The following is a 15,033-nucleotide window of genomic DNA, read 5'->3' on the forward strand; positions in this document are numbered from 1 at the left end:
CAAGCTATGATTTAACAGAGATGTGCCGGTTGTTAACTGTTTTCGTTTTTTCGAACTGAATGGTTGTTGTACACGGTGAAGATCTTTCCCACGGACGGTTGTGTCCTCGCGGTGTACCTATGGCTCAATGAAAAGCAGCGCACCCGAGGCGATAATCCTGCCGACTCCGGTCGCCTGCGCAAAATCATAGGAAGAAAGTCATGTCAGAGCTTCCCGATCGCCAGGCGATCAATGCCCTTTTTGCCGGGAATTATGCCGATCCCTTTTCACTACTGGGAATGCATCAAACAGCCGAAGGCCTTGAAGTGCGCGCGCTATTGCCAGATGCCTCCGATGTTTGGGTGATTGAAACCAACACCGGCCGCAAATGCGCCCAGCTTACCTGTCTCGACTCACGAGGTTTCTTTTGTGGGGTCATCCCACGCCGTAAAAATTTGTTCGGCTATCAGCTGGCGGTTACATGGCATGGCCAGCAAAACCTGATTGATGATGCGTATCGCTTTGGCCCGCTGCTGGCAGAGATGGATGCCTGGCTGCTGGGCGAAGGCACACATATGCGTCCCTACGAAACCCTCGGTGCGCACGGCACCACCATTGATGGCGTGCACGGCACGCGCTTTGCCGTCTGGGCACCTAACGCGCGTCGCGTATCGGTGGTGGGCGAGTTCAACTTCTGGGATGGCCGACGTCATCCCATGCGTTTTCGCCGTGAACTCGGCGTCTGGGAACTGTTTGTGCCGGGCGCGGTGAACGGCCAGCTGTATAAATTTGAAATTGTGGATAATTCTGGCCAGATGCGCATCAAAGCCGATCCCTTTGCCTTTGAAGCGCAGATGCGCCCGCAAACTGCTTCGATGATCTGCGGGCTGCCGCCGAAAACCGAGATGCAGCCGCAGCGTAAAGCCGCCAATGCCTTTGACCAGCCGATTTCGATTTATGAAGTGCACCTCGGTTCATGGCGACGTCACACCGATAACAACTTCTGGCTCAGCTACAAAGAGCTGGCGGAGCAGCTGATTCCTTACGTCAAAGAGATGGGTTTCACCCATATCGAACTGATGCCGATTAACGAACATCCGTTTGACGGCAGCTGGGGCTATCAGCCGCTCGGCATGTATGCGCCGACGCGCCGTTTCGGTACGCGCGATGAGTTCCGCCACTTCATTGCCGCCGCGCATGATGCCGGCATTAACGTGCTGCTCGATTGGGTGCCCGGCCACTTCCCAAGTGATGATTTCGGCCTGGCGAAGTTCGATGGCACCGAACTCTACGAACACAGCGATCCGCGTGAAGGTTTTCATCAGGACTGGAACACGCTGATCTACAACTTTGGTCGCCGTGAAGTGAGCAACTATCTCTCCGGCAACGCCTTGTACTGGATGGAGCGTTTCGGCATTGATGGGCTGCGCGTCGATGCGGTGGCGTCAATGATCTACCGCGACTACAGCCGCGCCGAAGGCGAATGGGTGCCGAACCACTTTGGTGGACGCGAAAACCTTGAGGCGATCTCCTTCCTGCGTCACACCAACCGCGTGCTGGGCCGCGCCGCGCCCGGCAGCGTCACGGTGGCCGAAGAGTCCACCGATTATCCCGGCGTTACGCGCCCTTCAGAAGATGGCGGCCTCGGCTTCTGGTTCAAATGGAACCTCGGCTGGATGCATGACACGCTGGATTACATGAAGCTCGATCCGGTGCATCGCCGCTACCATCATCAGCTGATGACCTTCGGCATGCTCTACAACTACACCGAAAACTTTGTGCTGCCGCTGTCGCACGACGAAGTGGTGCACGGCAAACGTTCGATCCTCGATCGCATGCCGGGCGATGCCTGGCAGAAGTTCGCCAACCTGCGCGCCTATTACGGCTGGATGTGGGGCTTCCCCGGCAAAAAGCTGCAATTTATGGGCAACGAATTTGCCCAGGGACGCGAGTGGAACCACGACGCGAGCCTCGACTGGCATCTGCTGGAAGGCGAGGATAACTGGCACAACGGCGTACATCGTCTGGTACGCGATCTCAACCACACTTATCGCCATTACGCGCCGCTGCATCAGCTCGATTTTGATGGGCAAGGTTTTGAGTGGCTGGTGGTCGACGACCATGAGAATTCGGTGTTTGTGTTTGTGCGCCGCGATCGCGATGGCAATGAAATCATCGTGGTGAGTAACTTTACGCCGGTAGCGCGTCCTCACTATCGCTTTGGCGTCAATCAGCGTGGCGGCTGGCGCGAGATCCTGAACACCGACCAGCACGATTATCACGGCAGCGACACGCGCAACCACGGCGTGGTGCACACCGATGAGATTGAGAGTCACGGTCGGCCGCAGTCGCTGAGTCTGACCTTACCGCCGCTGGCAACGCTTTGGCTGGTGCGGGAGAGCGACTGATGCTGAAGCAGGGGCAGCCGGAGCCGTTAGGTGCGCATTACGATGGGCATGGCGTCAATTTCACGCTGTTCTCCCAGCATGCCGAACGCGTTGAACTCTGCCTGTTCGACGCGCACGGTGCTGAGCGCCGTTTCGCGTTGCCCGCGCGCAGCGGTGATATCTGGCACGGCTATTTTCCCGCGCTGAAGCCCGGCCAGCGCTACGGCTATCGCGTACACGGTCCGTGGGCGCCGCAGCAGGGACATCGCTTCAATCCGGCTAAGCTGTTGGTCGATCCCTGCGCCAAAGCGGTGGCGGGGGAAGTGGCGGACGACGCGCGTTTCAACGGCGGCGAACGTGAGCCGGATGCGCTGGATAACGCCGCCATCGCGCCGAAATCGCTGGTGACTGCCGAAGATTTTGACTGGGAAAGTGACGAGCCGCCGCGCACGCCGTGGGGCAACACGGTGATCTATGAAGCGCATGTGCGCGGCTTAACCCAGCAGCATCCGGAAATTCCGGAAAGGCTGCGTGGCACTTATGCGGCGCTGGGTCATCCTGCTATGGTGAAGTACCTGCGCCATCTCGGCATCACCGCGCTTGAGCTGTTGCCGATTGCCCAATTCACCAGCGAGCCGCGCCTGCGTCGTTTGGGGTTGAGTAATTACTGGGGCTACAACCCCTTTGCCTTGTGGGCGGTGGATGCGCGTTACGCCTCGGGCGAAAACGGTTTATCGCCGCTGCAGGAGTTTCAGCAGGCTGTTAAAGCGCTGCATGCAGCGGGCATCGAAGTGATTCTGGATGTGGTGTTCAACCATACCGCCGAACTGGAAGAGATTGGACCGACACTTTCCCTGCGCGGCGTGGATAACGCCAGCTATTACTGGCTGGATGGCAACGGCGACTATCAAAACTGGACCGGCTGCGGCAACACGCTGAATCTCAGTCATCCGCAGGTGATGATGTGGGCGCTGGAAGCGCTGCGCTATTGGGTGCGCGTTTGCCATATTGATGGTTTCCGTTTTGACCTCGCCAGCGTGTTGGGGCGCACGCCGGAATTTCATCAGGATGCGCCGCTGTTTGCCGCCATCAAAGCCTGTCCGCTGCTGTCGCAGGTGAAGCTGATTGCCGAGCCGTGGGACATCGGTCCTGACGGTTATCAGGTCGGCAACTTTCCGCCGGACTTCGCCGAGTGGAACGACCATTTTCGCGATGCGGCGCGCCGTTACTGGCTGCATGGTCAACTGAATAATGGCGATTTCGCCCGCCGTTTTGCCGCATCCAGCGACGTTTTCCAGCGTGAGGCGCGTCTGCCGCACGCCAGCATCAATCTGATTACCGCTCACGACGGCTTCACGCTGCGCGATGTGGTGAGCTTCAACAACAAACACAATCAGGCCAACGGCGAAGACAATCGCGACGGCAGCAGCAGTAACTTCAGCCATAACCACGGCAAAGAGGGACTGCAGGTCAATTTCGATATTGTCGAACGGCGGCGGCGCAGCGTGCATGGCTTACTGACCACGCTGCTGCTGGCGCAGGGCACGCCGATGCTGCTGGCGGGTGACGAACGCGGTCACAGCCAGCACGGTAACAACAACGCCTATTGCCAGGACAATCCGCTGACCTGGCTGAACTGGCAACAGGATGATTTTGGCCTGGTCGACTTCACTGCTGCGTTAATCCGCCTGCGCCAGCGCATTCCCGCGTTGACGCAGGATCGCTGGTGGCAGGAGGGCGATGGCAGCGTGCAGTGGTGCAATGCCAGCGGCACACCACTGGAAACCGAGCAGTGGGAACAGGGGACGCACAGAATGCAGATCCTGCTCTCCGGCCGCTGGTTAATAACAATAAACGCCACGGAATCGGTGAGTGATATCGCCTTACCAGACGGAGAGTGGCGTGCCATTCCTCCTTTCGCCGGGGAAGATAACCCCATCCTGACAACTGTCTGGCACGGTCCCGCACACGGTGTGTGTGTGTTCCTAAAGCAATCATAAGGAGTCAGACATGGTGAAATTAGATAGAACAGATCATCTGATGCTGGCGCGCCAGCTCCCTACACAAACGGTCGCCCTGATCCTTGCTGGCGGGCGCGGTACGCGCCTGAAAGATCTCACCGCGAAACGCGCCAAACCTGCCGTGCACTTCGGTGGCAAGTTCCGCATCATCGACTTTGCGCTGTCCAACTGCATCAACTCGGGCATACGGCGTATCGGCGTGATCACCCAATATCAGTCCCATACGCTGGTGCAGCATATCCAGCGCGGCTGGTCGCTGTTCAACGAAGAGATGAACGAGTTTGTCGATCTGCTACCGGCGCAGCAGCGTGCCGCTACCGAACACTGGTATCGCGGGACTGCGGATGCGGTGACGCAAAACCTCGACATTATTCGCCGCTACAACGCGCAATACATCGTGATACTCGCCGGGGATCACATCTACAAAATGGATTACTCGCGCATGCTGCTCGACCACGTCGATCGCGGTGCCAAATGCACCATCGCCTGCTTGCCGGTGCCGTTGGCCGAAGCCACGGCGTTTGGGGTGATGGCGGTGGATGCCGAAAACAACGTGATCGATTTTGTCGAAAAACCGCCGAAGCCGCCGTCAATGCCGGGTGACGATACCCGCGCGCTGGCCAGCATGGGCATTTATGTGTTCAACGCCGATTATCTTTACCAGCTGCTGGAAGAGGATCTGCAAGTGGCCGACTCCAGCCACGATTTCGGCAAAGATCTGCTGCCGAAAATCGTCGCCAGCGGCGAGGCGTATGCGCACTCCTTCACGCTCTCCTGCGTGCAGGTTGACGAAAACGCCGAGCCGTACTGGCGCGATGTCGGAACGCTGGAGGCTTACTGGCGCGCCAATCTCGATTTGGCGTCGGTCACGCCCGAGCTGGATATGTACGATCACAGTTGGCCGATTCGTACCCACATGGAGCCGCTGCCGCCGGCGAAATTTGTTCAGGATCGATCCGGCAGCCACGGCATGACAATGAATTCGCTGGTCTCGGGCGGCTGCATCATCTCCGGTTCGGTGGTGGTCAACTCGGTGCTGTTCCCGCGCATTCGCATCAACTCGTTTTGCAATATTGATTCCGCAGTGCTGCTGCCTGATGTGGTGGTTGGCCGATCTTGTCGTCTGCGTCGCTGCGTGATCGATCGCGCCTGCGAACTGCCAGAAGGCATGGTCATTGGCGAAAACCCCGATGAAGACAGCCGTCGTTTCTACCGTTCAGAAGAGGGCATCGTACTGGTGACGCGCGCCATGCTGGCCAAATTGGCTGGCGCAGCAGGGAACTAAGTCACGAACAAGCACACAGGCAATCGTCGCGGGGAACGCGTGCGGTCACATAATAGGGGTTCAGGATGCAGGTTTTACATGTCTGTTCAGAGCTTTTCCCGCTGTTGAAAACCGGCGGACTGGCTGATGTCGTCGGTGCATTACCACAGGCGCAAATAGCCGATGGTACGGATGCGCGGGTGTTGATTCCCGCCTATCCGGATCTGCGTAAAGGGATTCCTGATACTGAGGTCCTGGCGGAGTTGCAAACTTTTGCGGGACCGGTACGCTTACTTTTTGGACAATTTAACGGCGTTGGTATTTATTTAATCGATGCGCCGGGATTGTATGAACGTCCCGGCAGCCCGTATCACGATACGTCGCAGTTTGCTTACGTCGATAACTATCTGCGTTTTGCGCTGCTGGGCTGGATGGGCGCCGAGATTGCCAGCGGGCTGGATACCGACTGGCAACCGGATATCGTGCATGCGCATGACTGGCATGCTGGCTTAACCTGCGCCTACATTGCGGCGCGCGGTCGTCCGGCGAAAACGGTGTTCACCGTGCATAACCTGGCGTATCAAGGGCTGTTTTCTGCGCGTCATCTGGATGAGATCCAGATCCCGCGTGCGTTCTTCGACATGCATGGGCTGGAGTTCTTCGGGCAAATTTCTTACCTCAAGGCGGGACTGTTCTTTGCCGATCATATTACGGCGGTGAGCCCGACTTACGCGCTGGAGATCACCCGACCGGAATTTGGTTACGGCATGGAAGCGCTGCTCGAACAGCGACTGCGTGAAGGGCGATTGAGCGGGATTTTGAACGGCGTCGATCCGGGCATCTGGGATCCGGCGCACGATCTGCTGCTCACCGCGCGCTACGACAGCGAAACGCTAGAGAGCAAAGCGGAGAACAAGCGCCAGCTGCAAATTGCCATGGGGCTGAAGGTGGATGACAAAGCGCCGGTGTTCTGCGTCATCAGCCGTCTGACCAAACAGAAAGGGCTGGATCTGGTGCTGGAAGCGCTGCCGGGTTTACTGGCGCAGGGCGGACAACTGGTGCTGCTCGGCCAGGGCGATGCCGAGCTGCAGCAAGGTTTCCTTGCGGCGGCTGCGGAGCATCCGGGCCGCGTTGGCGTGCAGATTGGTTATCACGAAGCCTTCTCGCACCGCATTGTCGGTGGCGCGGATGTGATTTTGGTGCCGAGCCGCTTTGAGCCGTGCGGTTTAACCCAGCTGTACGGTTTGAAATACGGCACGCTGCCGCTGGTGCGTCGCACTGGTGGACTGGCGGATACGGTGCAAGACAGCTCGCTTGAGAATCTGGCGGACGGCGTCGCCAGCGGTTTCACCTTTGAAGACAGTAATGCCTGGTCGCTGCTGCGGGCGATTCGGCGCGCATTTGTTCTGTGGTCTCGTCCTGCACTCTGGCGTTACGTTCAGCGGCAGGCAATGGGGATGGATTTTAGTTGGCAGGTGGCAGCACAAGCCTACCGCGATCTTTATCAACGTTTGCTGTAATGAGAGATTGGGATACTTGATATGAATGCACCTTTCACCTATGCCTCACCCACGCTGACGGTTGATGCGCTGAAGCACTCAATCGCCTATAAGCTGATGTTTACTATTGGTAAGGATCCATCGATCGCGAATAAGCATGAGTGGCTCAACGCCGCGCTGCTGGCGGTGCGTGATCGCATGGTGGAACGCTGGCTGCGCTCCAGCCGCGCGCAGCTCTCGCAGGATGTGCGGCAGGTTTATTATCTGTCGATGGAGTTCCTGATGGGACGCACGCTCGGCAACGCGTTGCTGGCGATGGGCATTTATGAGGATCTCAATCAGGCGCTGGAAGAGATGGGCCTCGACCTCAGCGAACTGATGGAAGAGGAGAACGATCCCGGTCTCGGCAACGGCGGTTTGGGACGTTTGGCGGCCTGCTTCCTCGATTCGCTCGCCACGCTCGGTTTACCGGGGCGCGGCTACGGCATTCGCTATGACTACGGCATGTTTAAGCAGAATATCGTTGACGGACAACAGCGCGAATCGCCGGATTACTGGCTGGAGTACGGCAATCCGTGGGAATTCCAGCGCTTTAACACGCGCTACAAAGTGCGTTTCGGTGGCCGTCTGCAACATGAAGGCGCGCGGGTGCGCTGGGTGGAAACCGAGGAGATCGTGGCGATGGCTTACGATCAGATCATTCCCGGTTTTGACACCGATGCCACCAACACGCTGCGTCTGTGGGGCGCGCAGGCCAGTAACGAAATCAACCTCGGTAAGTTCAATCAGGGCGATTACTTCGCCGCGGTAGAAGATAAAAACCATTCGGAAAACGTGTCGCGCGTGCTCTATCCTGATGACTCCACCTATTCGGGGCGCGAATTGCGTCTGCGTCAGGAGTATTTCCTCGTCTCCTCGACGGTGCAGGATATTCTCAATCGTCACTGGCAGATGCATGAAACCTGGGACAATCTGCCGGATAAAATCGCCATCCACCTGAATGATACCCATCCGGTGCTGGCGATTCCGGAACTGATGCGCCTGCTGATCGACGAGCAGAAATTCAGCTGGGACGATGCCTTTGAAGTGACCTGTCAGGTGTTCTCCTACACCAACCACACGCTGATGACCGAAGCGCTGGAAACCTGGCCGGTGGATATGATCGGCAAGATCCTGCCGCGTCATCTCAGCATCATCTTTGAAATCAACGACTACTTCCTGAAAACCATCCAGGAATACTATCCGGATGATTGGGACTTGATGTCGCGTATCTCGATCATCGATGAAAACGACGGTCGCCGCATTCGTATGGCGTGGCTGGCGGTGGTGGTGAGCCACAAAGTTAACGGCGTATCGGAGCTGCACTCTAACTTGATGGTGCAATCACTGTTCGCTGACTTCGCGCGTCTGTTCCCTGGCCGTTTCTGCAATAAAACCAACGGCGTGACGCCACGTCGCTGGCTGGCGCTGGCGAATCCTGCGCTCTCCGACGTGCTGGATGAAGCGATTGGCCGCAACTGGCGCACCGATCTTGGCCAGCTCAACGAACTGACCACGCAGGTCGATTATCCGGCCTTTATCGAGCAGATCGCCGATGCCAAGTTTGCCAACAAGAAACGCCTGGCGGATTGGGTGGCGAAGAACATGGATATTGTGCTCGATCCGCATGCGCTGTTTGATGTTCAGATCAAGCGCATCCACGAATACAAACGTCAGCTGCTTAACGTGCTGCACGTCATCACGCGCTACAACCGCATCAAGGCCGATCCCAGCGCCGAATGGGTGCCGCGCGTTAATATCTTCGCTGGCAAAGCGGCGTCGGCCTATTACGTGGCGAAACACATCATTCACTTGATCAACGACGTCGCCAATGTGATCAACAACGATCCGCAGGTGAAGAACAAGCTGAAGGTGGTGTTTATTCCAAATTATGGCGTGAGCCTGGCGCAGATCATCATTCCGGCGGCGGATCTCTCCGAGCAGATCTCCACCGCCGGTACCGAAGCCTCGGGCACCAGTAACATGAAGTTTGCGCTCAATGGCGCGTTAACCATCGGCACGCTGGATGGCGCGAACGTTGAGATGCTGGAGCATGTGGGCAAGGAGAATATCTTTATCTTCGGCAATACCACGCCGCAGGTCGAGAAGCTGCGCACCGACGGCTACAACCCGCGTAAATACTACGAGGAAGATGCTGAGCTGCATCAGGCGTTGACGCAAATCGCCAGCGGCGTGTTCAGCCCGCAGGAGCCGGGGCGCTATCGCAATCTGTTTGATGCGCTAGTGAACTTCGGCGATCACTATCAGCTGCTGGCGGATTACCGCAGCTATGTGGATACGCAGGACAAGGTGGACAAGCTGTATCGTCAGCCGGATAAGTGGCAACGCAGCGCGGCGCTGAATATCGCCAATATGGGTTATTTCTCGTCGGACCGCACCATTCAGGAATATGCGGATGAGATCTGGCACATTTCGCCAGTGAGATTGTAAAAGTCGCACATTTCGTAGCGGCGCAATTTATTGCGCGATGTTTAAAAGACGCGCAATAAATTGCGCCGCTACAATTCGTGCAAAATTATTTCAACGTGATGCTTTTCACGATGCCATCAGCATCGCTCTGCGCTTGCTGCTGGTTGTCGGCTGGCAAGGTAATTTGCAACGTCAGCAGTTTGCCGTCCACTTTCGCCAAAATCACAGAAGACCATGAGGTCTGATTGTTGGCAGAAATCACCGTATCCAGCTGCTGTGCCGGCTGGTCTTTCAACGTCACCGCTTTGTTAGATACCACCTGCAACTGAGGATCGCGGCCGCGCTGCTGCTGTTCCAGACGCTGTGCCAGCGCATCAAGCGCTTCGTTGGTTGGATCGCCAGCAATCACGATAATCGCGCGCTGACCGGTTTCGTCGGCATAGACGTGCATGTTGGTGGATTCAGAGCCGAGCTTGCCGCTCTTGTCAGACATGCCCGCAGGCAGAGAGAAACTCAGTTTGCCGTCCATCAGGTTAACCGTCTGGGCCGACTGGCTGGCGCTCGCACCGTTGCTGTTCGCTGCCGCATCATCTTTCTTCTGGTCACATGCCGCCAGGCCGATAACCAACAGGCCAATACCCACATATTTCACTACGTTACGCATTCTTTTCCCTTTTACATGATTCCAGTCAGGCGTTATCAAAACGGAATCGGCGGTTAAAAGCAACCGCCGGAGTGTCAGGAAATCTTAGCGTAATGCGGTATTTAGTGTATGTGCAATCAGCCGAAATTGATCTGCTGCTGCGCGGAACGTTCGGCTAAGCGCTTTAGCATGGCATTCAGCAGCACGCCGTAAGCGGGCAGGAAGAAGATCATGCAGATCAGCACTTTGAAGCTGTAATCCACCAGCGCGATCTCGACCCAATGTGTGGCCATAAACGGGTCTGGGCTCTTGTAGAAGGCGATGAAAAAGAAGGCCAGCGTATCGCTGATATTACCGAGGAACATCGCTGCCGCTGGAGCAATCCACCACTGCGATAAACGGCGCAAACGGTTAAAAACGTGGACGTCGAGAATTTGTCCCAGCGCATAAGCCATAAAGCTGGCGCAGGCGATACGCGCAACAAACAGATTCACCTCTTCCAGTGACGCCCAACCTTGCCATTCGCCCTGATAGAACACGCAGGAAACAAGGTAGGAGATCACCAGCGCGGGAATCATCACCGCCAGAATAATGCGACGAGCCAGCGGCGCGCCAAAGATGCGCACAGTGAGATCGGTGGCGAGGAAAATAAACGGAAAGCTAAACGCGCCCCATGTGGTGTGGAAGCCGAAGATGGAAACCGGCAGCTGGACCAGATAGTTACTGGACGTGATCACCAGCAGATGGAAAAGCGATAGCCAAAACAGCGCATGCATGCGCTGACGTGCAGAGAAGTTAATCATTGTAAGCCTTTTTAGTGATGGGGTGAGGGAACCCAGGTTCGTGCATTGGCACGATGGTAAATAAAAAATCGGCGGCATCTTAACGCGTTGCGCAATTTATGCAATGGTTAATTTTAACGCAATCGTTATCGCCTTGCGTTGGCTAATTCGCGCGCTAGAATGAGCGCCCATCACTAACAACTGACAGAGAATCATGAGCGATCCCTTTTCTGCGCCTGACCATCAGCTTGATGCCCTTGGCCTGCGCTGCCCGGAGCCGGTAATGATGGTGCGTAAAACCGTGCGCAGCATGCAGGCCGGTGAAACCTTGCTGATCATTGCTGACGATCCCGCCACCACACGCGATATTCCCGGTTTCTGCCGCTTTATGGAGCATGAGTTGCTGGCACAGCAGACCGAAAGCCTGCCGTACCAGTTTCTGATTAAAAAAGGCGTTTAACGCTGACGCAGCAAGCGCAGCGCGTTGGCTGTCACCAGTGCGGTGGCACCGGAATCCGCTAATACCGCCAGCCACAAACCGGTGAAGCCGAGCAGCGTGGTGACCAGAAAAATCGCCTTTAATCCCAACGCCAGCGCCACGTTCTGACGAATGATGGCGCGCGTGCGCCGTGCCAGCACAATGGTGCGCGGCAGAATCGCCAGCTGATTTTGCGTTAATGCCACATCCGCCGCTTCCAGCGCCACATCGGTGCCGCTGCCCATCGCAATGCCAATGGTGGCGGCTTTCATGGCAGGCGCATCATTAATGCCATCGCCGACCATCGCCAATGCGTGCTGTGCGCCTAACGTCCTCACCGCCTCAACTTTATCGGCGGGCAGTAAACCCGCGCGATAATCGATGTTGAGCTCAGCGGCAATGGCGGCGGCCGCGCGTGGGTTGTCGCCGGTCAGCATCACGCTGTTTACGCCAAGCTTCTGCAACTCAGCCAGCGCGCTAAGCGCTTCGGTGCGCAACTGATCCTGCAACGCCAGCGCACCCAGCACCTGCTGCTCCTGCAACAGCAGCACCACGGTTTGGCCTTGCGCTTCCAGCTGAGCAATCTGCTGTTGCTGTGCGTCATCGAGATGACTGACTTCGCGCGGCGTCAGCAGTTGATAGGTCACGCCATCTATCGCAGCTCGAATGCCGCTGCCGGCCAGGGTTTGCTGCTGTGCAGCTTGCGGAAGCGTCAGTGCGCGATGCTCGGCTTCGCTGACAATCGCCCGCGCCAGCGGATGGGTGGAACCTTGTTCAACCGCGGCGGCGATACTCAGCAGATTGTCTTCCGCCATCCCGCCAAAGGGCTGGATGTGGCTGATCTGCGGTTTACCGGCGGTCAGCGTGCCGGTTTTGTCGAACGCCATCATACTGACGCGGCTGAGGCGCTCCAGCGCCGCGCCGCCTTTGATCAGCGCGCCCTGACGCGCGGCAGCGGCCAGGCCGGAAGTGATGGCAGCGGGCGTGGAGATCACCAGCGCACAAGGGCAACCAATCAACAGCAGCGTCAGCCCTTTATAAATCCACTGCAACCACGCGCCAAAGCCCAGCAGCGGCGGCAGCACCATCACCAGCAGCGCCAGCAGCATAATGGCGGGCGTATAGATGCGGCTGAAGCGATCGATAAAACGCTCAACCGGCGCACGATGGGTTTCGGCTTCCTCAATCAGTTGCAGGATGCGGTCAATGGCACTTTGGCCCGGCTGGGAAATGACTTTCAGCGTCACCAGACGATCAAGGCTGGTGGCACCGGCCATGATCTGTTCGCCAGGCTCACGCGCTACCGGCAGCGATTCGCCGGTCAACGCGCTTTCATCAAAGCTGGCGCTGGCGTGCAGCAGTTCGCCATCGGCCGGTAAACGTCCGCCGGCCGCAACTTCAATCACATCGCCGGGCTGCAGCACTTCTAAGCGGACGTTTTCCCGCTGCGTGCCGTTAATGCGCGTGGCGGTATCTGGACGCAGCGCCATCAGCGCGGTGACACCACGGCGTGCGCGTGCAGCGGCGTAGGCTTCGAGGCGTTCACCCAGTTGAAACAGCAGCAGCACCATCGCGGCTTCGGCGTGCGCGCCAATCACCAGCGCACCGGCGGCGGCAATGGTCATCAGCATCTCAATGCTGAACGGCGAACCGCTCCGCAGGAGCTTCCAGGCGCTGCGCGCGATCGGCGCTAAACCTACCAGCGTGGTGGCGATAAACAGGCGATCGCCCCAAACCGGCGAAAGCTGGCTCAGCAGCCAGCTGGCGAGCATCAGTGCAGCGAGCAGCAGCAAACCGGCGTTTTCCTGCCAGCGGCTTTCGGGTTGTGGAGGCGATGGGGAATCACTGGCGCTCAGCGTGAAGCCGGCATTTTTCACCACCTGTTCGATGGTGGCGCGGATATCCTGGTCGGCATCGACCACCAGTTTTTCACTGGCAAAAATCACGCGTGCTTGCTGAACCTGCGGTACCCGTTGCACGGCGGTTTCGATTTTACGCGCGCAGCTGGGGCAATCCATGCCAGCAATCTGCCAGCGGAATTGGTGTGAAGAGAGGGCGGGCCTGTCGCTTTCGGCGTCGCTTTCGCCGCCTGGCGATCCGCTGTCGCTGTCACAGCAGCCGCAATCGCTGTCTGGCGTGACGGGCTGCGCCGCGGAAATTTTCATTGCTGCGGGTTTTACGCTGCGAATCGAGCACAGCGGCTGCGGCTGACGGTGAGATTTGCCACAGCGGCAAGGGTGAGCATGTTGATGCATGTAACCTCCGGAATCAGGGGCGGGCTGATGCCCGCGCCCTAATGCTACACTCTGGAGTGGACTCCAGAGTCAAGCGGAAGGTGAGGTTATCTTCAGTAGAGCCACAGTGAACGCGCAATCATGAAGTGACCGGCGAAGTAGCAGGCCGCGACGATGGCGCTATCGGCGCTGAAACGGCGGCGATAATGCGAGATAAACCAGACAATATTAGCCAATAGCAGCAACGCGGCACCCACCAGCAGTGAGAAGCTGAAGTCAGTGGGACGGAAGAAGTAGTTCTCCGCCGCCATCCAATTCATCACCAGCGTCATGCCGATCAAGGTGCAGATTGGCCAGCGCAGATCTTCCAGTTTGCTCCACAGAATCCCGATAACGATCACGCCAATAATCAGGAAGGTGAGGGGAATCGGCCAGAAGAAACTCATGGTCATGTGCGCGGCAAAACTGATGGTGTACAGCAGATGCGACAGGAAGAAGGCGCCCAGCGCATAGAGCATTTGCTGACGCGGCAACAGCATTAACGCGTCACCCACCAGCGTGGCGACCAGGCCGGCCAGAATCAAATAATCGGTGGTGTTGAAGGTTGGAGCTTGCCACGCCCAGGCAACGAGCAACAGCAAGGTGACAGGTTTAAATAGCCAGCGTTGCCATTGCGGACCGCGGTATGAAGCATCGACGTAGAGCCAGCCGGAAAAAAGTACGGCAAGGAAAGACCAAAGCATGTTTTCTCCCTTTTCTGGACGAAATGTCCGCCAGTTTGATGAATTTTCCCAAAATCACGATCTCAGTGTAAGTTACCGGCGGCGAATGTGACAATCAGCCGACTCTGGTTGTATGCTTTGTCGTCTTTACCCGTTCCGAATTAACGCAAAGCACGAGATAAATCATGAGCAAACCACCGCTAATCTTTTTCATCGTACTGGCCATTATTGCCGTTTTGGCGACCCGTCAGTTTATTAAACAGCGCCGTGAAACCGCGGTGAACGATGCCTCGCCGGTGCGCTCGCTGAGCGTGGAAGTGAAAACCAAACGCGAATTTCCGTCGCCCAATCGCCGTTCACGTCAGCGCGAAGAGATTGTGGCGGAAGAGATGAAATATGAAGCCTGGTTCCATCCGCTGAACGGTGCCAGTGATATTAAAGTGACGGTGAACGCGAACCAGTATCACCAGATCGATAAGGGTGCGAAGGGCGAGTTGAAGATGAAAGGCACGCGTTTTGTGAGTTTTACCCCGAGCCCGTAGGGCTGATGAATCC

Annotated in this window: 11 protein-coding genes; 7 read left to right on the forward strand and 4 right to left on the reverse strand. The window is 57.3% G+C overall.

Annotated features, from left to right (window positions below; genetic code table 11):
- The first annotated feature begins 200 nt into the window (after positions 1–200).
- From glgB to glgP, 5 genes are all read left to right on the forward strand, one after another.
- Positions 201–2,387 carry a 1,4-alpha-glucan branching enzyme gene (gene glgB, locus HX773_RS23090; RefSeq protein ID WP_176973485.1) on the forward strand — a complete coding sequence of 729 codons (2,187 nt, stop codon included), beginning with the start codon at positions 201–203 and terminating at the stop codon, positions 2,385–2,387.
- The gene (gene glgX / locus HX773_RS23095) at positions 2,387–4,366 is read left to right on the forward strand and encodes a glycogen debranching protein GlgX (RefSeq protein WP_176973486.1); all 1,980 of its coding nucleotides are present in this window, start codon (positions 2,387–2,389) and stop codon (positions 4,364–4,366) included. The genes glgB and glgX overlap by 1 nt, the downstream gene beginning before the upstream one ends.
- A gap of 10 nt (positions 4,367–4,376) precedes the next feature.
- Positions 4,377–5,672 (forward strand): glucose-1-phosphate adenylyltransferase, encoded by a 1,296-nt coding sequence (gene glgC, locus HX773_RS23100; RefSeq protein WP_176973487.1) that lies wholly within the window; start codon positions 4,377–4,379, stop codon positions 5,670–5,672.
- A gap of 65 nt (positions 5,673–5,737) precedes the next feature.
- The gene (gene glgA / locus HX773_RS23105) at positions 5,738–7,171 is read left to right on the forward strand and encodes a glycogen synthase GlgA (protein ID WP_176973488.1); all 1,434 of its coding nucleotides are present in this window, start codon (positions 5,738–5,740) and stop codon (positions 7,169–7,171) included.
- Between the two features lie 21 nt (positions 7,172–7,192).
- The gene (gene glgP, locus HX773_RS23110; protein WP_176973489.1) at positions 7,193–9,640 is read left to right on the forward strand and encodes a glycogen phosphorylase; all 2,448 of its coding nucleotides are present in this window, start codon (positions 7,193–7,195) and stop codon (positions 9,638–9,640) included.
- Between the two features lie 85 nt (positions 9,641–9,725).
- Here the strand turns inward: glgP and HX773_RS23115 are convergent, their stop codons facing one another.
- Complete coding sequence (locus HX773_RS23115) at positions 9,726–10,283, reverse strand: DcrB family lipoprotein (RefSeq protein ID WP_061718408.1); 558 nt, start codon at positions 10,281–10,283, stop codon at positions 9,726–9,728.
- A gap of 116 nt (positions 10,284–10,399) precedes the next feature.
- On the reverse strand, positions 10,400–11,065 hold the full coding sequence (locus tag HX773_RS23120) for a 7-cyano-7-deazaguanine/7-aminomethyl-7-deazaguanine transporter (protein ID WP_049852346.1): 666 nt from the start codon (positions 11,063–11,065) through the stop codon (positions 10,400–10,402).
- Between the two features lie 193 nt (positions 11,066–11,258).
- Here HX773_RS23120 and tusA point away from each other — a divergent pair, with 193 nt between their 5' ends.
- Positions 11,259–11,504: a sulfurtransferase TusA gene (gene tusA / locus HX773_RS23125; protein ID WP_176973490.1), complete on the forward strand. Its 246-nt coding sequence runs from the start codon at positions 11,259–11,261 to the stop codon at positions 11,502–11,504.
- Here the strand turns inward: tusA and HX773_RS23130 are convergent.
- Together HX773_RS23130 and HX773_RS23135 are read right to left on the reverse strand one after the other, a co-directional pair.
- Positions 11,501–13,777 (reverse strand): zinc/cadmium/mercury/lead-transporting ATPase, encoded by a 2,277-nt coding sequence (locus HX773_RS23130; protein ID WP_176973491.1) that lies wholly within the window; start codon positions 13,775–13,777, stop codon positions 11,501–11,503. The two genes, tusA and HX773_RS23130, sit on opposite strands and share 4 nt — an antisense overlap.
- A gap of 92 nt (positions 13,778–13,869) precedes the next feature.
- Positions 13,870–14,499 (reverse strand): lysoplasmalogenase, encoded by a 630-nt coding sequence (locus tag HX773_RS23135; protein ID WP_008109879.1) that lies wholly within the window; start codon positions 14,497–14,499, stop codon positions 13,870–13,872.
- 164 nt (positions 14,500–14,663) lie between these two features.
- Here HX773_RS23135 and HX773_RS23140 point away from each other — a divergent pair, with 164 nt between their 5' ends.
- Positions 14,664–15,020, forward strand: coding sequence for a DUF2500 domain-containing protein (locus HX773_RS23140; protein WP_176973492.1), 357 nt, complete (start codon positions 14,664–14,666; stop codon positions 15,018–15,020).
- Positions 15,021–15,033: the final 13 nt, after the last annotated feature.

Source organism: Pantoea sp. B9002, from assembly GCF_013385945.1.
Taxonomy (GTDB): Bacteria; Pseudomonadota; Gammaproteobacteria; order Enterobacterales; family Enterobacteriaceae; genus Pantoea.